Origin of the sequence: Streptomyces xanthochromogenes, from assembly GCF_014650455.1 — a bacterium.
GTDB lineage: Bacteria > Actinomycetota > Actinomycetes > Streptomycetales > Streptomycetaceae > Streptomyces > Streptomyces xanthochromogenes.
This window is the reverse complement of record NZ_BMUZ01000007.1, coordinates 1-21,274: the sequence shown is the minus strand read 5'-3', so window position 1 is coordinate 21,274 and position 21,274 is coordinate 1. Positions and strand designations below refer to the sequence as shown.

17 protein-coding genes are annotated in these 21,274 nt (G+C 69.9%); 13 read left to right on the top strand and 4 right to left on the bottom strand.

Annotation, left to right across the window (positions count from 1 at the left end):
• The first annotated feature begins 1 nt into the window (after nucleotide 1).
• The 4 genes from IE267_RS19120 (at nucleotide 2) to IE267_RS19105 (ending at nucleotide 3,762) form a co-directional block, all read left to right on the top strand.
• Entirely contained in the window at nucleotides 2-1,675 is a 1,674-nt protein-coding gene (locus IE267_RS19120) for a WXG100 family type VII secretion target (RefSeq protein ID WP_189764066.1), read from the top strand.
• Nucleotides 1,676-1,788: 113 nt separating this feature from the next.
• Nucleotides 1,789-2,937, top strand: coding sequence for a S8 family serine peptidase (locus tag IE267_RS19115; protein ID WP_229861326.1), 1,149 nt, complete (start codon nucleotides 1,789-1,791; stop codon nucleotides 2,935-2,937).
• A gap of 68 nt (nucleotides 2,938-3,005) precedes the next feature.
• Nucleotides 3,006-3,371 (top strand): WXG100 family type VII secretion target, encoded by a 366-nt coding sequence (locus IE267_RS19110; RefSeq protein ID WP_161245921.1) that lies wholly within the window; start codon nucleotides 3,006-3,008, stop codon nucleotides 3,369-3,371.
• 88 nt (nucleotides 3,372-3,459) lie between these two features.
• Nucleotides 3,460-3,762, top strand: coding sequence for a WXG100 family type VII secretion target (locus IE267_RS19105; protein ID WP_167152883.1), 303 nt, complete (start codon nucleotides 3,460-3,462; stop codon nucleotides 3,760-3,762).
• A gap of 91 nt (nucleotides 3,763-3,853) precedes the next feature.
• Here IE267_RS19105 and IE267_RS19100 read toward each other — a convergent pair whose 3' ends face one another.
• Entirely contained in the window at nucleotides 3,854-4,156 is a 303-nt protein-coding gene (locus IE267_RS19100; protein WP_161245919.1) for a DUF397 domain-containing protein, read from the bottom strand.
• 218 nt (nucleotides 4,157-4,374) lie between these two features.
• Complete coding sequence (gene eccCa, locus IE267_RS19095) at nucleotides 4,375-8,349, bottom strand: type VII secretion protein EccCa (RefSeq protein WP_189764064.1); 3,975 nt, start codon at nucleotides 8,347-8,349, stop codon at nucleotides 4,375-4,377.
• 246 nt (nucleotides 8,350-8,595) lie between these two features.
• Here eccCa and eccD point away from each other — a divergent pair, with 246 nt between their 5' ends.
• The 6 genes from eccD (at nucleotide 8,596) to IE267_RS19065 (ending at nucleotide 15,816) form a co-directional block, all read left to right on the top strand.
• Nucleotides 8,596-10,095: a type VII secretion integral membrane protein EccD gene (eccD, locus tag IE267_RS19090; RefSeq protein WP_189764063.1), complete on the top strand. Its 1,500-nt coding sequence runs from the start codon at nucleotides 8,596-8,598 to the stop codon at nucleotides 10,093-10,095.
• 192 nt (nucleotides 10,096-10,287) lie between these two features.
• Nucleotides 10,288-10,578 (top strand): 30S ribosomal protein S15, encoded by a 291-nt coding sequence (rpsO, locus tag IE267_RS19085; protein ID WP_053728973.1) that lies wholly within the window; start codon nucleotides 10,288-10,290, stop codon nucleotides 10,576-10,578.
• Between the two features lie 387 nt (nucleotides 10,579-10,965).
• The gene (locus tag IE267_RS19080) at nucleotides 10,966-13,185 is read left to right on the top strand and encodes a polyribonucleotide nucleotidyltransferase (RefSeq protein ID WP_167152880.1); all 2,220 of its coding nucleotides are present in this window, start codon (nucleotides 10,966-10,968) and stop codon (nucleotides 13,183-13,185) included.
• A complete protein-coding gene (locus tag IE267_RS19075; protein WP_189764062.1) occupies nucleotides 13,182-14,561 on the top strand; it encodes a M16 family metallopeptidase in 1,380 nt (459 codons plus the stop codon). Before IE267_RS19080 ends, IE267_RS19075 begins: the two co-directional genes overlap by 4 nt.
• A gap of 32 nt (nucleotides 14,562-14,593) precedes the next feature.
• The gene (gene dapB, locus IE267_RS19070; RefSeq protein WP_161253538.1) at nucleotides 14,594-15,346 is read left to right on the top strand and encodes a 4-hydroxy-tetrahydrodipicolinate reductase; all 753 of its coding nucleotides are present in this window, start codon (nucleotides 14,594-14,596) and stop codon (nucleotides 15,344-15,346) included.
• 17 nt (nucleotides 15,347-15,363) lie between these two features.
• Nucleotides 15,364-15,816 (top strand): tetratricopeptide repeat protein, encoded by a 453-nt coding sequence (locus IE267_RS19065; protein ID WP_161253537.1) that lies wholly within the window; start codon nucleotides 15,364-15,366, stop codon nucleotides 15,814-15,816.
• Nucleotides 15,817-15,934: 118 nt separating this feature from the next.
• Here the strand turns inward: IE267_RS19065 and IE267_RS19060 are convergent, their stop codons facing one another.
• Together IE267_RS19060 and IE267_RS19055 are read right to left on the bottom strand one after the other, a co-directional pair.
• On the bottom strand, nucleotides 15,935-16,495 hold the full coding sequence (locus IE267_RS19060) for an SCO5741 family PH domain-containing membrane protein (protein WP_189764061.1): 561 nt from the start codon (nucleotides 16,493-16,495) through the stop codon (nucleotides 15,935-15,937).
• A 136-nt stretch (nucleotides 16,496-16,631) separates the two neighbouring features.
• On the bottom strand, nucleotides 16,632-16,871 hold the full coding sequence (locus IE267_RS19055; RefSeq protein WP_114041234.1) for a hypothetical protein: 240 nt from the start codon (nucleotides 16,869-16,871) through the stop codon (nucleotides 16,632-16,634).
• A gap of 199 nt (nucleotides 16,872-17,070) precedes the next feature.
• On the opposite strand from IE267_RS19055, the gene thyX reads away from it, so the two are divergent.
• From thyX to IE267_RS19040, 3 genes are all read left to right on the top strand, one after another.
• Nucleotides 17,071-17,811, top strand: a complete 741-nt coding sequence (gene thyX, locus IE267_RS19050) for an FAD-dependent thymidylate synthase (protein ID WP_167152877.1) — start codon at nucleotides 17,071-17,073, stop codon at nucleotides 17,809-17,811.
• 212 nt (nucleotides 17,812-18,023) lie between these two features.
• A complete protein-coding gene (gene dapA / locus IE267_RS19045) occupies nucleotides 18,024-18,923 on the top strand; it encodes a 4-hydroxy-tetrahydrodipicolinate synthase (protein WP_189764060.1) in 900 nt (299 codons plus the stop codon).
• 124 nt (nucleotides 18,924-19,047) lie between these two features.
• Nucleotides 19,048-20,733, top strand: coding sequence for a ribonuclease J (locus IE267_RS19040; RefSeq protein WP_161253528.1), 1,686 nt, complete (start codon nucleotides 19,048-19,050; stop codon nucleotides 20,731-20,733).
• Nucleotides 20,734-21,274: the final 541 nt, after the last annotated feature.

The following is a 21,274-nucleotide window of genomic DNA, read 5'->3' as shown; positions in this document are numbered from 1 at the left end:
GATGACCGACAAGAAGCCGCAGTCACCCGCACCCCTGACGGACAAGCAGCGCGTCACCCAGCAGGTCGGCATTACCGACATGACCACGGGGGCGGCGCAAGCCCTCTCCGGCGTGTTCCCGTTCGGGGGAAGGGTCCGCTTCTTCGGAAAGACGGATTTCGAAGGCCACCGGCTCAACGAGATGATCGACCTGATCCATCCCGCGAACCCGCAGCATTTGATCAGCGCGGGTGACGCGCTCTTCGCCGCGCACGAGGCGATCAGCAGCGCCGCGGCCGAACTCCGCGGCCACATCGGCAAGGTCGAATGGGAGGGCGAATCCGGGGAGGCCTTCCGCACCTGGGGCAACAACCTGGCGAACCACGCCAACCGGCTGGCGGAATTCGCCGATACGGCGGGTGTGCAGATCAGCGCGGCGGGCCAGGGCCTCGTATCCGTGAAGAGCGCGATGCCGCCGCGGGACCACCGGGCCGAGCCGGTGAAGGTCGACGACCTGCCTACGGCGAAGAGGGTTGCGGGGAACGCCGAGTACGAGGCGGCGCTGAAGGTGGAGCAGGACCGCCAAGAGGCGATCAACCAGATGAACCGCCTGTCGTCCTTCTACTCGGTCTCCGAACAAACCCTGGCCGCGCAGGAGCCGCCTGTTTTCCAGATCATGCCGGATGTGGGCGTGCCCAAGCCCCAGCGTTCCACGGGGGATGGGCCTTGGCCCCAGCCTGTAAGGGCGGACGGCTCCTCGCCGGAAGGAGTGGCACCGGCACGGCACTCGGACAGGACAGGCACGCGCACGAATCACCCACCGGTGGAGACCGTGGCAGCCCCCGCCGGAGGGGCAGAAGCCTTTGTCCATGAGGGTCTCTCGGGTAGCAGAACGGTGGGTATGGAGATCAACAGCGCCCCGCCCTCGCTGGATACAGCACCAGGGCGGAGCGTCGTGGCCCCGATGTCACCGGTCGCGCCCGTGTCCCCTGAAGGTGCTACGCCCCCGCCTCCCACCCGCGCGTTCTCCTACCCGGCGGTGAACCGTGTGTCGCGGGCTCTCGGTGGTGAACACGGCCCCGGTCTGTCGGAACCGTCAAGGCGTCCGGGGGGCGCTCCAGGTAGAGGTGGTCCGAATCCGACAGGACGAGTGGGAACCTCGGGTTCGGAAGTCGCGAGGGGCGGGCCTCCCTCCGCTGTCGGCCAGTCGCAGATGGGACGCGGTGTCTCGGGAGGCACCCCCCGCGGTGGGGGAGCCGTGTTTCCGAGGGAGGGGACTTCCGGGGTAAATGGGGGAGGCCGTAACGGGATTGTCGGCGGACGGCCGAATGCCGGAGCACAAGGCCCCGCAGGACCACAGAGGTCCAAGCCGACGACCATCGGATCCGAAGGGACCTCCAGCCGGCCAGTCCCTACCGGTCGCCCGAGTCGGAAGGGTGTGGTCAAAGGCGCCGAGCCTTCCACAACTGGCAGGCCGGACAGGGGCGGACGCGGCAAGGGCAATGCGGACGGAGTGGTCGGACTTCCGCAGGGCCGATCCATCGGCCGGCGCGGCAATCGCAGCGGGTTTACCAGCGGTGGTTCCGGTTTGGTCCGGGCCTTACAGGAAGATCGGGCCGTGGACGACGAGGGCGATGAGACCGCGCGGGTCCAAGGCTGCTCGGGCGGCGACGAGGAAATGGGCAAGAACGCATGAGGCCACGAATCCGCCGAACCGGCAAGGGCAACTCTGCGCTGGGAGCCGCCGGCCGCAGACGCTTGGCGGCTACGTGCGCAGCCTTTGGCGCCTGGGTTGTCGCGGGTGCCGCATTGGCTCCTCAGGCGTTCGCGGACGACACGGCGGCACCGGACCAGTGGTACCTGGCGGCCATGCACGCCCCGGAGATGTGGAAGGCGAGTACGGGCAAGGGCATCACGGTTGCCGTCGTGGACACGGGCGTCAACCCCGACACTCCGTCCCTCAAGGGGCAAGTGCTCGCCGATGAGGTCCCGAAATCCGCTGCGTACGGGGCGACCGAGGACTATCAGGGGCATGGGACGACCATGGCCGAATTGATCGCCGGTACCGGAAAGGGCGGAGGGCTCAAGGGCCTTGCCCCGGACTCCAAGATCATCCCTTTGCGTATCACTCTCGACAGCCTCAAGGACCCAGCGGAGCGGAAGCTGACGCAATCGTCCGAGGCGGGCATCCGGGCTGCTGCGGATTCGGATGCAAGGATCATCAACCTCTCTTTCGGTGGCCCTGCGGTGACATCCGAGGGTGCGGATGCGATCAAGTACGCCCTTTCCAAGGGCAAGTTGCTGTTCGCCGCGACGGGCAATGACGAGAAGCTCAGCGATGAGCAGTACCGTGATTTCCCTGCCGCCTACCCCGGCGTCGTCGGCGTCAGCGCGGCGGACCAGAGCGGCACCGTCGGCGACTTCTCCCATTCGGGCAACTACATCGACCTGGCTTCACCAGGCCTCAAGGTTCCCGTGTGGTGCGACACCACCTTCAAGAAGTACTGCCCCAGCCAAGGCACCAGCCAGGCCTCCGCCATCGCCTCCGCCTCCGCCGCCCTGATCTGGTCCGCCCACCCCAGCTGGACCGCCAACCAGGTCCTCCGGACGATGATCGACACGGCCGGGCGCAGCTGGGACAGGAGCACGCCCAGCAAATACCTCGGCTACGGGCTCATCCGGCCCCGGCTCGTGCTGGAGCAGGCCCGCATCGACCCGGGCCCGGCCGGCGCCGACCCCCTCGCGCGGGAGAACGGCACCGGGGGCGGTGCGCCCGCCACCCCCGCCGTGCCCTCCTCCTCGGCGCCGCCCAAGACGCCCGAGAAGGGGGAGGCCCAGGCCGCGGGCAAGGGGGGCGGCGACAGCGGCACCCCCTGGCTCATCGGCGGGGTCGCCGCCGGGGTCCTCGTCATCGGGGGCGGTGCCTTCGCCGCGCTCAGGAGCCGGCGCCGCGCCTAGCGCACCACCGACCACAGCCATCCGCACCAGCATCACCACACCACCCCATCACGAAGGGAAGCCGTTACATGTCGAAGGACCAGCGGGTATCAGACAGTGACATGGCCAGGCTGGAGAACCAGATTCTCGAGCGGTTCGACTCGGTGAAGGGCCAGCTCAAAAGCCTCCAGGGCGTGATCGACAGCCTCGAAGGGGCCTGGGAGGGAATCGGCGCCGGCGCGTTCGACCGGAAGCAGACCCACATCAACCACCAGATGGTCCACATGGGCAGGCTGCTGCTGGACTTCCTGGAGGCCATGAAGGCGACCCGCACGCTCAAGGGCGACACCGACGAAGAGGTCCGCAAGGCCCTCATGGGCATCGACGTCGTGGACGGCTACAGCGGTGACGCGGCGGCCACGAGCGCGATGACCTCGAACCTCAGCACGTACTAAAGGGCGGACCGGCCGAAGAGGCCGCACCGACGGGCCCGAAGCGCCGCGCAGTCCAACACCAGCCATTCACAAGGAGATTGGGGAAGCCATGCCCAGCAACAACGGCGATGTCCTCGGAGTAACGTACGGCAGCCTCGACCAGGCGGCCGAGGCCATCAGGAACCAGGCGGCCAAGCTGGACCAGGACCTGGCCGAAATCCGCACCCTGGTCGACACGGCCGCCGCCAACTGGCACGGCGAGGCCCACGAGGTCTACGCGACGAAGCAGCGGGACTGGAACAACACCGCCGCGAGCGTCCACACCTCTTTGACGCAGATCGCCAACGCCGTCGCCGAGGCCGGTCCGACCTACCGTGCCGGTGACCACAAGGCGGCCGGCTACTTCCACTAGGAGCCGCACCGCACACGACGGACGGGGTGGGCGCGCACGGGAGGCGCCCACCCCGTCCGTCGTTCGTGCGCGGGCCGGTGTCCGGCCTGCGCTACTCCGACGGGGCTTCGAGCCCCCCGTTGCGCACCGACGGCTCCAGGTCGAACTCCCCGTCCCGCGCGCCCAGGACGAACGCCTGCCACTCCGCCTCGGTGTACCGCAGCACCGTCGAGGGGTCCACGGAGGACCGCATGGCCACGGCCCCGGCCGGCAGGTAGGCGATCTCGACCCGCTCCTCGTCCTCGGCCGTACCGGGAGCGCTGTGCCATTCGACCCCCGAGATGTCCAGGGCGTACAGCTCGTTCTTCTCGCGCTCCTTGCGCTCCCGCAGTTCCGTGTCCTGTTCCTCAGCCATGACGGAGCGATTCCTTCCAGACGTAGCGACGGGCCTGCCAACCGGCCGTCCGATCAGCCTACTTGGCAGGTCGCGGCACGGATGGAGAGGCGGAAAGAATCACGAGAACGAGGCGGCGGGCCGGGACCTGGCCCACAGGCGGGGCCCCCAGCGGGCTCCCGCGCCGCCCGACCCCGCGCCGCCCGACCCGCCCCGACCGGCGGGCCCGTCCGGCCCCGTCAGGCCCCGTCCTCCGTCAACCCCGTCTGCACCAGCGGCTTCCCCCGCCGCCGCGAGACGAACGTGCCGCGCCCCGTCGGCATCGGGCGGGGGCGGACGCCGGCCAGGAGGTCGCCCTCGGCGGGGTCGCCCGCCAGGATCACGCCCTGGGCGCCCAGCTCCTTGATGCGCTGCAGGAACGGCTCGTACGAGGCGCGGCCCGCGCCCGCCGTGGAGCGGGCGATGATGAAGCGGACGCCCACGTCCCGGGCGAACGGCAGCAGCTCGGTGAGCTTGCCCAGCGGGTTGCCGCTCGACGTCGACACCAGGTCGTAGTCGTCGACCACGACGTACACCGTGGGGCCCCGCCACCAACTGCGCTCGCGCAGCTGCCGCGCGGTCACGTCCGCGCTCGGCGCGCGACGCCGCATCAGATCGGCGAGCGCGTCCATGTGGTGGTCCATGGCGTTCGACATCGGGATGTACTCGGCCAGATGCGACGGCGGGGTCACATCCAGCAGCGCACGCCGGTTGTCCACCACGAACAGCTTGCAGGCCTCTCCCGGGTACCGCCGGGTGAGCTGGGTGATGAGCAGGCGCAGCAGGTTCGACTTGCCGGACTCGCCCTCGCCGAAGACGAGGAAGAACGGGTCCTGCTCGAAGTCGACGAACACCGGCTCCAGGTTGTTCTCGTCGAGCGCGAACGCGATGCCGCGCTCCGGCGCCGCGTCACCGGGCGGCAGCTGGGCCGCCGGGAGTTCGCGCGGCAGCAGGCGCACCACGGGCGCACCCGGCACCGTCCAGTGCCGGGCCACCTCGGTGGCCAGGGCGGCCGTCGCCTCGGCGAGGTCGGTGTCGGACTGGAGGCCGTCGATGCGCGGCACCGCCGCCATGAAGTGCAGCTTCTGCGGGGACTGGCCGCGCCCGGGCACCCCGACGGGCACGTTGGCGGCCACCTTGCGGTCGAACTCCGAGTCCATGGTGTCGCCGAGCCGCAGTTCCAGACGGTTCGCCAGATGGTCCTTGAGGTTGGCCCGGACCTCCATGGAACGCGACGCGGTCAGCACCAGGTGGATGCCGTAGCCGAGGCCGCGGGCCGCGATGTCGAGGACGACCTGCTCAAGACCCTCGTACTCGGTACGGAAGTTGCCCCACCCGTCGATGACGAGGAACACGTCGCCCCACGGCTGGTCGGCGACCGACACGGTGCCGCGCGCCCGGCGGGCCCGGAAGTCGGCGATGGAGGCGATGCCCGCCGAACGGAAGTACTCCTCGCGCCGGGTCAGCACGCCGTACACCTCGGCCACCGTGCGCCGCACCCGCTCCGGGTCGAGCCGGGAGGCCACCCCGCCGACGTGCGGCAGACCGGCCACCGCCGCCATGCCGCCACCGCCGAAGTCGAGCCCGTAGAACTGGACCTCGTGCGGGGTGTGGGTGAGCGCGAACGAGGCGAGCAGGGTGCGCAGCAGCGTCGACTTGCCGGACTGCGGGCCGCCCAGGATCTGCAGATGCCCGGCCGCACCCGAGAAGTCGCACCACAACGGGTCGCGGCGCTGCTCGTACGGCTTGTCGACCAGGCCCAGCGGCACGACGAGCCGCCCGGCACCCTCGTAGCCGGGCTTGGTGAGCCCGCGCCCCGCCACCGGGGCGAGGCCGGGCAGCAGCGTGTCGAGCGCCGGGGGGCTGTCCAGCGGCGGCAGCCACACCTGGTGCGCGGCCGGCCCGCGCGCCTCCAGGCGGCGCACGATCACGTCGAGCACCGTGTCGGCCAGCGCGTCATCGGTACGCGGCCCGCTGCTCGGGCGCGGCCCCGGCACGGTCTGCGGGGCGTACGTCACCGGCACCTCGGCGGCGGTGAACAGGACCGGCCTGCGGTCCACGGGGACCGGTCCGCCGAGCGCGGCCGAACGGTCGGCGCCCGTGCGGTACACACCCGAGACGTACGCCGCCTTGAAGCGGGTCATCTCGTCGGTGCCGAACTTCAGATAGCCCGAACCCGGAACGCTCGGCAGGTGATAGGCGTCGGGCACCCCGAGCGCGGCGCGGGACTCCGCCGCGGAGAACGTGCGCAGACCGATCCGGTAGGAGAGGTACGTCTCCAGACCGCGCAGCCTGCCCTCCTCCAGACGCTGCGAGGCGAGCAGCAGGTGCACACCGAGGGACCGGCCGATGCGGCCGATCTGCACGAACATCTCGATGAAGTCCGGCTTGGCGGTGAGCAGTTCACTGAACTCGTCGATGACCAGGACCAGCGAGGGCACCGGCTGGAGCGCCGCGCCGGCGAGCCGGGCCCGCTCGTAGTCGTGGATGTTGGCGTAGTTGCCCGCGTCGCGCAGCATCTCCTGGCGGCGGTTGAGCTCACCGCGGATCGAGTCGCCCATGCGGTCGACGAGCGTCAGGTCGTCGGCGAGGTTGGTGATGACGGCCGCCACGTGCGGCATCTGCGCCATGCCCGCGAACGTCGCGCCGCCCTTGAAGTCGGCGAGGACGAAGTTCAGCGTCTCGGAGGAATGCGTCACCGCCAGGCCGAGCACCAGGGTGCGAAGGAGTTCCGACTTGCCGGAGCCGGTCGCGCCCACGCACAGGCCGTGCGGGCCCATGCCGTCCTGCGCGGCCTCCTTCAGGTCCAGCATCACCGGCCGGCCGTCCTCACCGACACCGATCGGCACCCGCAGCCGCTCGGAGGCCGACCGCGGCCGCCAAGTACGGGCGGTGTCCACCGAATCGGCGTCCCCCAGGCCGAGGAGCTCGGTGAACTCCAGATTGGCGAGCAGCGGCTCGTCGTCGTCACCGCCCGACGCCATCCGCAGCGGCGCCAGCTGACGGGCCAGCGCGTCGGCGGACTCGTACGACAACAGATCGGGCGTGCCCTCGTACACGAGGCCGTGCCCCGACTCCAGGCGCAGCGCGCGCGGCTGCACCACCATCGCCAAGTCGCCCCGTGCGCCCGTCAGTTCACCGGGCACCACCTCGACGACCGTGACGCCCTGCAGGCCCTCCGCCGAGGCGAGCACCGACATCGGCGGCGGTGAAACCCCGTCGAGCACCACGACGACGTGCGGCTCCTCGGGCAGCGGCGCGCCCTCGGGGTGGAAACGCGGCCGGCCGGCCAGACGCGGGGCGAGCAGCTCTTCGAGCTCGGCCGCGCTGCGGCTGAACAGACGCCGGCTGCCCGCGCCGTCGGTCAGCCCCGACACCTGGGTGTGCGGCAGCCACTTGGTCCACTCCCAGTGCGCCGCGGCGGACGCCGACGACGCGACCGCGATCACCAGGTCATCGGGGGAGTGCAGCGCGGCGAGCGAGGCGGTCAGGGCGCGCGCCGAGGCCCGTACCGTCTGCGCCTCACCGCTCAGCGTCAGGTGGTAGAAGGCGCGCAGCGACACCGCCATCGGCAGGTCCTCCACCGTCTGGTGGGTGGCCAGGAACCGCTGCATGGCGCCCGCCGTCAACGGCTCCAGCTGATCGACCGGAGCCGTCTGCGGAGGCACCAGCGGGGTGGCGAGCGCCTGCGGACCGAGCCCGACGCGGACCTGCCCGAAGTCCTCGTCCCCCGACCGGCGTTCCCACACCCGGCTGCCCTCGGCGACCAGCGCCCACAGCTGCTCGGGCGACGGGTGCAGGTAGTACTGGGCGTCACGCTGGCGGAGCGCGGCCCGCACGGCCTGGCGCCGGGTCTGGCCGAGATAGCGCAGGTAGTCGCGGCGCATGTCCGCCAACTGGCCCTGGGAACCCTTGCGATAGCGGATGATCATCGCCACCGACATGGCCACCGTCGACGCGACCATCACCATGCCCATGATCTTCATGAACGGCTGCGAGTTCGGCATGAAGAAGAACACCACCGAGCCGCCCATGCCCAGCATGGGCAGGAGTTGCATCAGCGCGCCCTCCTGCTGTCCGCGCGGCAGCTCCGGCGGAGGCTGGAGAACGACCTCCTCCGTGGGCACCTCGGACGGCAGAGCCCGTGGCGGACGCTTCACGATGATGTGGCTCACAACGCACCAATTCTGTTGGCAGTCGGAGAAGTTCAGCCCGCCGCCCCGTGTCCGGCGAACGCCGACCGCGCTGGGATCCTACTGACATCCGATGTGATCGGCTGGCGATAGGGTGCCTCTGGTTCGCGTCACACCCGCGAACACAGCGAAGACGGCCGGGAGATCGACACCGGCGGCGAACGACCCGGGCCGCGGTGCCCGGAGCGCCGCACACACCGGTGACAGCGAGTTGAGGGGGAGCCGAGGGTGAGCCAGACGACCACCGCGACGACGGCCGCCGAGCCGAACCGGCCGGCCCAGGGAACCGGGGCGGGCCTCGGCTTCTGCCGGGTGACCATCGTCGCGCCCGACGGCCGCATCGACGTGGCGCTGCCCGACGACATCCCGGTCGCCGACATCTACCCGGAGATCCTCCGGCTCGCCCAGCAGAGCCCGCAGGAAGGCGCCCCCGTCGGCTACTCCCTGGTGCGCCGCGACGGCACCGTCCTCGACAGCGCGCGCTCCTTCGCCGCCCAGTCGATCCTCGACGGCGAACTGCTCACCCTGCGCCCGTTCTCCCAGTCCCTGCCGCCCGCCGTCTTCGACGACGTGTCCGAGGCCGTCGCCTCCGCGGTCACCCAGGACCGCACCCTGTGGAACACCGGCCTGACCCGCGCCGCCGGCCTCGTCGCGGGCGGCGTCCTGCCCGCCCTGCTCGCCTTCGCGGCCTGGACCGGCGACCCCCGGCACGACATGCACGGCCTGCCCGGCATCCTCGCCGCCGTCGCCGGACTCCTCCTGCTCACCTTCGCCGCCGTACGCGCCCGCATCTACGACGACCAGCTCTCCGCCGTCGCCCTCGGCCTCGGCGCGCTGCCCAACATCGCCGTCGCCGGCTCCGGACTCCTGCCGCTCGCCGCCCACCACGGCATCGGCCGCCTCCAGATGCTGCTCGCCTGCGCCGCCGTCCTCATCGCCGCCCTCGTCCTCACCCTGCTCTCACCCCGCGGCGACGGGCCCTTCGTCGCGTTCGTGCTCGCCTCCGCGGCCGGCGCGCTCGTCGTGTTCGCCGCGATCCTCACCGACATGACGGCCACCGAAACCGCCGCCGTTGCCGCCCAGCTCGCGGTCGGCGCCCTCGCCTTCCTGCCCGGCCTCTCCATGCGCTTCGCCCGGCTGCCCATCGGCTTCGACGCACCCCGCAGCTCCCAGCGCGACCTCGGCGAGGACATCGACCCCCAGCCCGTCGACGCCGAGCGCATCGCCGCCCAGGCCCGGCGCGGCCACGAACTGCTCGTCGGCCTCGTCGGCGGCTGCGCCCTGCTCGCCGTCGCCGGCGCCGCGGTGCTGGGCTTCTCCGACAACACCTGGGGCCGCCTGCTCGCCCTGGCCACCGGCGTCGCCCTGCTCATGCGCGCCCACCTCTTCCGCTACACCGCCCAGGTCGGCGCCACCCTGGCCGCCGGACTCGGCTCCCTCGTACTGCTCGGCCTCGGCCTGTGCATCAACGCCCCGCGCGGCCTGATGGCGGACGCGCTCAGCGGCGACAGCGCCGCCCTCGACATCCGTACGCTGTGGCTGGTCGCCGCGATCGCCGCGGCCGCCGCCCTGGTCACCGCCATCGCGCTGATCGTGCCGAACCGCGGAGTGACCCCCTTCTGGGGCCGCTTCCTGGAGATCGCCGAGGGATTCGTACTGCTCACGCTGCTGCCGCTGACCCTTGCCGTCTTCGACGTCTACGCCCGGGCCCGCGCCCTGACCAGCTGATCCCGCCCGCCCCGGACGCCGGTCAACCGCCACCCGGGGTACTGGTACGCTGTGTGACGGCCGTTTGTGTACGCGTTTCCGGAACATCTGGAAGCTGCGCTCATCGGACCTTCGCCTCCGAGTCACGGAAGCTCCCCTGAGATCAAGACCAGGGGCACTCGTGGGCGCATCGAACCATACTGAGGAGTAAGCGTGCCGCTCGACGCCGCTACGAAGAAGCAGATCATGTCCGAGTTCGGCCAGAAGGAGGGCGACACCGGCTCCCCCGAGGTCCAGGTCGCCATGCTCTCGCGCCGCATCTCCGACCTGACGGAGCACCTCAAGACGCACAAGCACGACCACCACTCCCGTCGTGGCCTGCTGATCCTCGTCGGCCAGCGCCGTCGCCTGCTGCAGTACCTGGCCAAGAAGGACATCCAGCGCTTCCGTACGCTGGTGGACCGCCTGGGCATCCGCCGCGGTGCGGCCGGTGGCGCCAAGTAAGCATGCTGTCGAGGGAGCGGTTCCCACCTATTAGGGGGCCGCTCCCTTTGCTGTACATGCGAGACGTACCGAACGCTCAGTAGTCTGGTACGCACAACAGAACAGCAGCACCGAAGAACCAGCAGTACCGCAGCACCAGAAGTACCGGCAGTACCGACGAAGCAAGCAGCACCAGCAGTACCGAAGAAGCTTCACCGCGACGAGCGAGCAGAAGCCTCCTCCGCCGCCGGTCCTCGGTAGTGGCCCCCGGAACGCAAGGAAACCGGGCGCTTCGATCGAAGACCGGCCCGCCCCCAGGAGCGCTTCTCCGCCGCCGTCACCCCACCGTCCATCGGGCCACACGGGCCCGGCGGACGAAAAGACGACAAGCAAATGGAGAAAACGCTAGTGGAGAACGAGACCCACTACGCCGAGGCCGTCATCGACAACGGCACCTTCGGCACCCGCACCATCCGCTTCGAGACGGGCCGCCTGGCCAAGCAGGCCGCCGGCTCCGCCGTGGCGTACCTGGACGACGACACGATGGTCCTTTCGGCCACCACCGCGTCCAAGAAGCCCAAGGACCAGCTCGACTTCTTCCCCCTGACGGTGGACGTCGAGGAGCGGCAGTACGCGGCCGGCAAGATCCCCGGCTCCTTCTTCCGCCGTGAGGGCCGCCCCTCCGAGGACGCCATCCTCACCTGCCGCCTCATCGACCGCCCGCTGCGCCCGTCCTTCAAGAAGGGCCTGCGCAACGAGATCCAGGTCGTCGCCACGATCATGGCGCTCAACCCCGACCACCTGTACGACGTCGTCGCGATCAACGCCGCGTCCGCGTCCACGCAGCTGGCCGGCCTGCCCTTCTCCGGCCCGATCGGCGGCGTCCGCGTCGCGCTGATCAACGGCCAGTGGGTCGCGTTCCCGACGCACACCGAGCTCGAGGACGCCGTCTTCGACATGGTGGTCGCCGGCCGCGTCCTTGAGGACGGCGACGTCGCGATCATGATGGTCGAGGCCGAGGCCACCGAGAAGACCATCCAGCTCGTCAAGGGCGGCGCCGAGGCGCCGACCGAAGAGGTCGTCGCCTCCGGTCTGGACGCCGCGAAGCCCTTCATCAAGGTGCTCTGCAAGGCCCAGGCCGACCTCGCCGCCAAGGCCGCCAAGCCCACCGGCGAGTTCCCGGTCTTCCTCGACTACCAGGACGACGTCCTGGAGGCGCTGACCGCCGCCGTCAAGGGCGAGCTCGCCCAGGCGCTCACCATCGCCGGCAAGCAGGACCGCGAGGCCGAGCTGGACCGCGTCAAGGAGATCGCCGCCGACAAGCTGCTCCCGCAGTTCGAGGGCCGCGAGAAGGAGATCTCCGCCGCGTACCGCGCGCTGACCAAGAAGCTGGTCCGCGAGCGCGTCATCACGGACAAGGTCCGCATCGACGGCCGTGGCATCACGGACATCCGCACGCTCGCCGCCGAGGTCGAGGCCATCCCGCGCGTGCACGGCTCGGCGCTGTTCGAGCGTGGCGAGACCCAGATCCTGGGCGTCACCACCCTCAACATGCTCCGCATGGAGCAGCAGCTGGACACCCTCTCCCCGGTGACCCGCAAGCGCTACATGCACAACTACAACTTCCCGCCGTACTCGGTCGGCGAGACCGGCCGCGTGGGCTCGCCCAAGCGCCGCGAGATCGGCCACGGCGCGCTCGCCGAGCGCGCCATCGTGCCGGTGCTGCCGACGCGCGAGGAGTTCCCCTACGCGATCCGTCAGGTGTCCGAGGCCCTCGGCTCCAACGGCTCGACGTCCATGGGCTCGGTCTGCGCCTCCACCATGTCGCTCCTGAACGCCGGTGTGCCGCTCAAGGCCCCCGTCGCCGGTATCGCCATGGGCCTCATCTCCCAGGAGATCGACGGCAAGACGCACTACGTCGCCCTCACCGACATCCTCGGTGCCGAGGACGCGTTCGGCGACATGGACTTCAAGGTCGCCGGCACCAAGGAGTTCGTCACCGCGCTCCAGCTCGACACCAAGCTCGACGGCATCCCGGCCTCCGTCCTGGCCGCCGCCCTCAAGCAGGCCCGCGACGCCCGCCTCCACATCCTCGACGTGATGATGGAAGCGATCGACACGCCGGACGAGATGTCCCCCAACGCCCCGCGGATCATCACCGTCAAGATCCCCGTGGACAAGATCGGCGAGGTCATCGGCCCCAAGGGCAAGATGATCAACCAGATCCAGGAGGACACCGGCGCCGAGATCACGATCGAGGACGACGGCACCATCTACATCGGTGCCCAGGTCGGCTCGCAGGCCGAGGCCGCCCGCGCCACGATCAACGGCATCGCCAACCCGACCATGCCGGAGGTCGGCGAGCGCTACCTGGGTACGGTCGTCAAGACCACCACCTTCGGTGCGTTCGTGTCCCTCATGCCGGGCAAGGACGGTCTGCTGCACATCTCGCAGATCCGCAAGCTCGCCGGCGGCAAGCGCGTGGAGAACGTCGAGGACGTCCTGGCCGTGGGCTCCAAGGTCCAGGTCGAGATCGCCGAGATCGACTCCCGCGGCAAGCTCTCCCTGGTCCCCGTGATCGAGGGCGAGACGGCCGACGATGCAGACAAGGACGACGCTGCCAAGTGACGTCCCGTAGTTCCGCGACGACGGCCCGCCCCTCTTCGGAGGGGCGGGCCGTCGCCCGTACCCAAACGCTTCTGAAGGGCACCAACGGCATCGGCACCGTCCGCCGTACGACCCTCCCCGGCGGCCTGCGGGTCGTCACCGAAACCCTTCCCTCCGTACGGTCGGCGACCTTCGGCATCTGGGTCCAGGTCGGCTCGCGCGACGAGACACCGACGCTGAACGGCGCCACCCACTACCTTGAGCACCTCCTCTTCAAGGGCACCAAGAAGCGCAGCGCCCTCGACATCTCCTCCGCCCTCGACGCGGTCGGCGGGGAGATGAACGCCTTCACGGCGAAGGAGTACACCTGCTACTACGCGCGGGTGCTCGACACCGATCTGCCGCTGGCCATCGACGTCGTGTGCGACATGCTCACCGACTCGCTGATCCTCGCCGAGGACATCGACGCCGAACGCGGCGTCATCCTCGAAGAGATCGCGATGACCGAGGACGACCCGGGCGACTGCGTGCACGACCTGTTCGCGCACACCATGCTCGGCGACACCCCCCTCGGCCGCCCGGTCCTCGGCACCGTCGACACCATCAACGCCCTCACCCAGGCGCAGATCTCCCGCTTCTACAAGAAGCACTACGACCCGCGCCACCTGGTCGTCGCGGCGGCCGGCAACGTCGACCACGCCACCGTCGTACGCCAGGTCCGCAGGGCCTTCGAGAAGGCCGGCGCGCTCACGCACACCGACGCCGTCCCGCTCGCCCCGCGCGCCGGCTCGCGCACCCTGAAGGCCGCCGGGCGCATGGAGCTCCTGAACCGCCGCACGGAACAGGCCCACGTGGTCCTCGGCATGCCGGGCCTGGCCCGCACCGACGAGCGCCGCTGGGCGCTCGGCGTCCTCAACACGGCACTGGGCGGCGGCATGTCGTCCCGCCTGTTCCAGGAGGTCCGCGAGAAGCGCGGCCTGGCCTACAGCGTGTACTCCTACACGTCGGGCTTCGCCGACTGCGGCCTGTTCGGCGTGTACGCGGGCTGCCGCCCCAACCAGGTCCACGACGTCCTGAAGATCTGCCGGGACGAACTGGACCGGGTCGCGAGCGACGGCCTCTCGGACGACGAGATCGGCCGTGCGGTCGGCCAGCTCTCCGGCTCCACCGTCCTCGGCCTGGAGGACACCGGCGCACTGATGAACCGCATCGGCAAGAGCGAGCTGTGCTGGGGCGAGCAGATGTCGGTCGACGACATGCTGGCCCGGATAGCGCAGGTCACCCCGGACGACGTCCGCGAAGTGGCCCGTGATGTCCTGGGACGGCGTCCCTCGCTGTCCGTCATCGGCCCGCTCAAGGACAAGCAGGCCGACCGCCTCCACGAAGCGGTCTCGTAAAAGGTCTCGTAACCCCTTAAGGAAACAAGCGAATGAGCAAGCTGCGCGTGGCGGTCCTCGGAGCCAAGGGCCGGATCGGCTCCGAGGCGGTACGAGCCGTGGAAGCCGCCGAGGACATGGAGCTGGTCGCCGCCCTCGGCCGCGGCGACAGCCTGGAGACGCTCGCCGACACGGGCGCCCAGGTCGCGGTCGAACTGACCACTCCCGCCTCGGTGATGGACAACCTGGAGTTCTGTGTACGCCACGGAATCCACGCCGTCGTCGGCACCACGGGCTGGACCGAGGACCGCCTCGCGCAGCTGAACACCTGGCTCGCCGCCTCCCCGGCGACCGGTGTGCTCATCGCCCCGAACTTCTCCATCGGCGCCGTACTCACGATGAAGTTCGCCCAGCTCGCCGCCCCCTACTTCGAGTCCGTCGAGGTCGTCGAGCTGCACCACCCCAACAAGGTCGACGCCCCCTCCGGCACCGCGACCCGCACCGCCCAGCTGATCGCGGCGGCCCGCGCCGAAGCCGGCGTCGCCCCCGCACCGGACGCCACCACCACGGCGCTCGACGGCGCCCGCGGCGCCGACGTGGACGGCATTCCCGTGCACGCCGTCCGGCTACGCGGTCTCCTGGCCCACCAGGAAGTACTGCTCGGGGCCGAGGGCGAGACCCTGACCGTGCGCCACGACTCCCTCCACCACAGCAGCTTCATGCCGGGCATCCTGCTCGGCGCCCGCCGCGTGGTGACCACTCCCGGCCTCACCTTCGGCCTGGAACACTTCCTCGACCTCAACTGAGCGGCACCGTCGGCCTCATGCGCGCAAAAATCACCTATCTCGTCACGGCCGCCGTCCTGGTCTTCTACTTCGTCCTGGCCGGCAGCCGCGGCGTGCTGCTCCTGGAGCAGGGCACGTGGATCACCGTCACCCTGGGCGTGGCCGTGCTGATCCTGCCGGTCATCGGCATCTGGTTCCTGTGGGCCAACACCCGCTTCGTGACCCGGGCCAACCGGCTCGCCGTGGCCCTGGAGGCCGAAGGCGGCCTGCCCGTCGACGAGTTGGTCCGCACCGAGGGCGGCCGCATCGACCGCGACTCGGCCGACGCGGTCTTCGCCCGCCGCAAGGCCGAGACGGAGGACGCGCCCGACGACTGGCGCTGCTGGTTCCGCCTCGCCGTCGCCTACCAGGACGCCCGCGACACCCCGCGGGCCCGCAAGGCGATGCAGCGGGCGATCGCCCTGCACGAGAACAAGCCGGCCGGAGTCTGACGGCACACGTCCGACGGCCGGGTCCGACGGCCAGGGCCTGCCAGGGCTGCCGGGGCAGGCGTGGCGGGACGGACTCGACGGCGCTCGGGCGGCTCAGGCCGCCGCAGCGCCGGTCCCCTCAGCAGCGGCGGTACTCGTCGCCCCAGGCCTCCACCAGGTCGGCCGCCCGGTCGAAGGCGTCGCCGCGGCCCAGGAAGTCCGCGTTGTGGTCGGTGAGCAGCGGCGGAAGCGTCTCGCCGCCCTGCCGCTCGGCGAGCAGCGCCTGCCCCTGGACCGTGCGGGGAAGCCCGAGCCAGCGCACCGGCTGCTGCACCGTGCGTACGCCCGAGATCCGCGGCCACGCCACCGTGGTCGTGGTGAGGAAGGCGACCCGGCGCAGCCCGGCCCGGCTGACCCACACCCCGACGCGCAGCAGCCGCAGCGCGGAGGCGATCACGAGCACGGCGATGCCCAGGACGGCGACGGCCCCCGCCGGTTCCCCCGCGGCCGCGATGATGACGGCCGCGAGCAGCACGAACGAGGCGAGGAGCAGCAGCATGGCCGCCGCGCCGACCCGCCAGGGGCCGGGCCGGTAGGGCCGCCGCCAGCGATCGTGGTCGTCGAAGGGCAGGGCGACGTCGTCGGAGTACTCACCGGGTGCGTCGACTGCGCGGTCGGCCGTCAGGAAGGGCAGGGGCACGACTGATCCTCACTCACAAGCACGCTCGATTGGGCTGTGCGGGGTGAGGCTACCGAGGAGGTCGGCGCGCGGCCACCTCCGGGGGGCCGGGCGCGCGTCGGCGCGTCAGGGCCGGTCAGCGACGGTCGTACGCCCGTCAACGCCCGTTGGAGGCCTCGGACTGCTGGCTGTGCGCGGGGGACTGCGGACTCTCCATGGCCGGCAGCCCGAACAGCAGCGCACCGGTGAGACCGGCTATGACCGTGAGCCCGACCAGCGTCCTGCCAACGAGCTGACCTGCGCTGGCGCGCTGGCGCGGCGGCGGCTCGACATTGCTGCGGTAGCGGTCGGCCTCGGCGACGAATGCGAACGGAACGGGCTCACGCCGGCGGAACATGGGGGCACATCTCCTGGGAAAGTCGAGTGGCTGTCGAACTGGCTGCTGCTTACTGGTACAGACGCTCGGCACTGCCGATTGGTGCCCGAATTCCCCGAATTGGCCGAAGAATGTGCTGACGATCCGTCAGAGACGGAGATGTCGGTGCCGGGCCGTAGAGTGGGCGCCGCCCGAGCGACGCAATTGGAAGGACCCGCCGGTGACCGACACCCCCGCCCCTGACCTCAAGCCCAGCTTCCGCAACGACGTCACCGTCGAACTGGTCAAGCACGCGGCTACCGACTCGGACGTGCTGTGGGCCGCCCGTGTCTCCACGGCGGGCGAGCAGTCCCTGGAAGAGCTCCAGAAGGACCCCGAGCGCTCCAAGGGCCTCATCAACTACCTGATGCGGGACCGGCACGGCAGCCCCTTCGAGCACAACTCGATGACCTTCTTCATCAGCGCCCCCATCTTCGTCTTCCGGGAGTTCATGCGGCACCGGGTCGGCTGGTCCTACAACGAGGAATCGGGCCGGTACAGGGAGCTCCAGCCCGTCTTCTACGTCCCGGGCGCCGACCGCAAGCTGGTCCAGCAGGGCCGCCCCGGCAAGTACGAGTTCGTCGACGGCACGGCGGCCCAGCAGGAGCTGACCGAGCGCGTCATGGAGGACTCCTACCGCCGCTCCTACGAGGCCTACCAGGAGATGCTGGCGGCCGGTGTCGCCCGCGAAGTCGCCCGCGCCACGCTGCCGGTCGGCCTCTTCTCCTCGATGTACGCGACGTGCAACGCGCGCTCGCTGATGCACTTCCTCGGTCTGCGCACCCAGCACGAGCTGGCGAAGGTCCCGTCCTTCCCGCAGCGGGAGATCGAGATGGTCGGCGAGAAGATGGAACAGGAGTGGGCCCGGCTGATGCCGCTCACCCATGCGGCCTTCAACACCAACGGCCGGGTGGCCCCGTAACCACCCCCGCCGACACGGGCGCCCGACCATACCGGCACAGATGTGCGGATACGCCGCGCAAAGTGTCCGTATTGCGGCGTTTCGTGAAGTTCATCTAGGCTGATCAAACGGACCCGGCACTGCTTGAACCCCCGAGCAGGCAGTGCCGGGCTCCCTCAGCCACCGGCCCCCGAGGGGGCACCACGCGCTGAGCAGCGAGTAGCGTGTTACCCATGGCTCCGATCTCCACTCCGCAGACCCCCTTCGGGCGGGTCCTCACCGCCATGATCACGCCCTTCACGGCGGACGGCGCACTCGACCTCGACGGCGCCCAGCGACTGGCGGCCCACCTGGTCGACGCAGGCAACGACGGACTCGTCGTCAACGGCACCACCGGCGAGTCCCCGACCACCAGCGACGCGGAGAAAGACCAGCTCGTACGAGCCGTACTGGAAGCCGTAGGAGACCGGGCCCACGTCGTCGCCGGAATCGGCACCAACGACACCCGCCACACCCTCGAACTCGCCCGAACGGCCGAACGCTCCGGCGCGCACGGCCTGCTCGCGGTCACGCCGTACTACAACAAGCCCCCACAAGAGGGACTGTTCCGGCACTTCTCGGCCATCGCCGACGCCACCGAGCTCCCCGTGATGCTCTACGACATCCCCGGCCGCAGCGGCGTCCCGATCGACACCGAAACCCTCGTACGGCTCGCCGAACACCCCCGGATCGTCGCCAACAAGGACGCCAAGGGCGACCTCGGCCGCGCCAGCTGGGCCATCGCCCGCTCCGGCCTCGCCTGGTACTCCGGCGACGACATGCTCAACCTGCCGCTCCTGTCCGTCGGCGCCTGCGGCTTCGTCTCCGTCGTCGGCCACCTCGTCACCCCCGAGCTGCGCGCCCTCCTGGACGCCTACCTCGCAGGCGACGTGCGCAAGGCCACCGAGATCCACCAGCAGCTGCTCCCCGTCTACACCGGCATGTTCCGCACCCAGGGAGTCATCACCACCAAGGCGGCCCTCGCCCGCCAAGGACTCCCCGCAGGACCCCTGCGCCTGCCCCTCGTCGAACTCACGGCGGAAGAATCCAGCCAGCTGGCGCTCGATCTGGCAGCCGGTGGGGTACAGCTCTAACCACAGACTTCACAACTGAATACGCGCCGGACAACGCGCGAAACCACACACAACAGCAAGTGCACGAATGACATACGCGCCACGTGCCCTACCGGTACGTGGCGCGTGTGGTGAGGAGAGTCTTTTGAGTCATCCGCATCCCGAACTCGGCACCCCGCCGCAGCTTCCCAAGAACGGCCTGCGCGTCACCCCACTCGGCGGTCTCGGCGAAATCGGCCGAAACATGACCGTCTTCGAGTTCGGCGGCCGCCTGCTCATCGTCGACTGTGGCGTCCTCTTCCCCGAGGAGGAGCAGCCCGGCATCGACCTGATCCTGCCCGACTTCAGCTCCATCAGGGACCGCCTCGACGACATCGAGGGCATCGTCCTGACGCACGGCCACGAGGACCACATCGGCGGCGTCCCCTTCCTGCTCCGCGAGAAGCCGGACATCCCGCTCATCGGCTCCAAGCTGACCCTCGCACTCATCGAGGCCAAGCTCCAGGAGCACCGCATCCGCCCCTACACGCTGGAGGTCGCCGAAGGCGACCGCGAGCGCCTGGGCCCCTTCGACTGCGAATTCGTCGCCGTCAACCACTCCATCCCCGACGCCCTCGCGGTCGCCATCCGCACCCCCGCGGGCATGGCCGTCGCCACCGGCGACTTCAAGATGGACCAGCTCCCGCTCGACGGGCGCCTCACCGACCTGCACGCCTTCGCCCGGCTGAGCGAGGAAGGCATCGACCTCCTCCTCTCCGACTCGACGAACGCCGAGGTCCCCGGATTCGTGCCGCCGGAGCGGGACATCTCCAACGTCCTGCGCACCGTCTTCGCGAACGCCGACAAGCGGATCATCGTGGCCAGCTTCGCCAGCCACGTGCACCGCATCCAGCAGATCCTGGACGCCGCCCACGAATACGGCCGCCGCGTCGCCTTCGTAGGCCGCTCGATGGTCCGCAACATGGGCATCGCCCGCGACCTCGGCTACCTCAAGGTCCCGGCCGGCCTCGTCGTCGACGTCAAGACCCTCGACGACCTGCCGGACGACGAGGTCGTACTGGTCTGCACCGGCTCGCAGGGCGAGCCGATGGCCGCGCTCTCCCGCATGGCCAACCGCGACCACCAGATCCGGATCGTTCCGGGCGACACCGTGATCCTCGCGTCGTCGCTCATCCCGGGCAACGAGAACGCGGTCTACCGCGTCATCAACGGCCTGACCCGCTGGGGCGCCAACGTCGTCCACAAGGGCAACGCCAAGGTGCACGTCTCGGGCCACGCCTCGGCCGGCGAGCTGCTGTACTTCTACAACATCTGCAAGCCGAAGAACCTGATGCCGGTCCACGGCGAATGGCGCCACCTGCGGGCGAACGCGGAACTCGGAGCGCTCACCGGCGTCCCGAAGAACCACATCGTCATCGCCGAGGACGGCGTGGTCGTCGACCTGGTCGACGGCACCGCGAGAATCGTCGGCAAGGTCCAGGCCGGTTACGTCTACGTCGACGGCCTCTCGGTCGGCGACGTGACGGAGTCCTCCCTCAAGGACCGCCGCATCCTCGGCGACGAGGGCATCATCTCGGTGTACGTGGTCGTCGACTCCAGCAGCGGCAAGATCACCAGCGGCCCGCACATCCAGGCCCGCGGTTCCGGCATCGAGGATTCGGCATTCACTCCGGTGGTCGCGAAGATCGAGGAAGCCCTGAACCGTTCCGCCCAGGACGGCGTGGTCGAGCCCCACCAGCTCCAGCAGCTGATCCGTCGCTCGGTCGGCAAGTGGGTCTCGGACACCTACCGCAGGCGTCCGATGATCCTGCCCGTGGTCGTCGAGGTCTGACGGTCCCACGGACGTACCTCCGGAGCGGGGCGCCTCGATTTGCATCGAGGCGCCCCGCTCCAGTAGGTTTATGTCTCCGCCTGAACGGGAACCCGGCACAGTCAAGTGTCGTACGGGGGACCGGAACGGGGCGGGAATCCGGCTTCAGAATCTCTGATAAAGTCGGGACACGCCGAAAGGGAAAACGCGAAAGCGAATACCTGGAAGCGAATCCCCATTCCGACGGGGAATCGGACACGAAAGAGTCTGATAGAGTCGGGAACACGAAATACCGAAGGGAAGCGCCCGGAGGAAAGCCCGAGAGGGTGAGTACAAAGGAAGCGTCCGTTCCTTGAGAACTCAACAGCGTGCCAAAAGTCAACGCCAGATTGACAACCCCGTATCCGCTTCGGCGGATCGAGGTTCCTTTGAAAAGTCCTGTCGGCCCTCGTGGCGGGCAGGCAACAACACAGCGAGGACGCTGTGGACGGTCCGCCTTATTCCGGTGGTTCCGTCCCGCTCTTACGTGATGTGTGCACCCGATTACGGGTAAACATTCATG

Bases quoted from the DNA above. Each gene is read 5' to 3' on its own strand.
- IE267_RS19120 (WP_189764066.1), top strand. From the start codon at position 2: ATGACCGACAAGAAGCCGCAGTCACCCGCACCCCTGACGGACAAGCAG.
- IE267_RS19110 (WP_161245921.1), top strand. From the start codon at position 3,006: ATGTCGAAGGACCAGCGGGTATCAGACAGTGACATGGCCAGGCTGGAG.
- IE267_RS19105 (WP_167152883.1), top strand. From the start codon at position 3,460: ATGCCCAGCAACAACGGCGATGTCCTCGGAGTAACGTACGGCAGCCTC.
- IE267_RS19100 (WP_161245919.1), bottom strand. From the start codon at position 4,156: ATGGCTGAGGAACAGGACACGGAACTGCGGGAGCGCAAGGAGCGCGAG.
- dapB (WP_161253538.1), top strand. From the start codon at position 14,594: ATGAGCAAGCTGCGCGTGGCGGTCCTCGGAGCCAAGGGCCGGATCGGC.
- IE267_RS19065 (WP_161253537.1), top strand. From the start codon at position 15,364: ATGCGCGCAAAAATCACCTATCTCGTCACGGCCGCCGTCCTGGTCTTC.
- IE267_RS19055 (WP_114041234.1), bottom strand. From the start codon at position 16,871: ATGTTCCGCCGGCGTGAGCCCGTTCCGTTCGCATTCGTCGCCGAGGCC.
- dapA (WP_189764060.1), top strand. From the start codon at position 18,024: ATGGCTCCGATCTCCACTCCGCAGACCCCCTTCGGGCGGGTCCTCACC.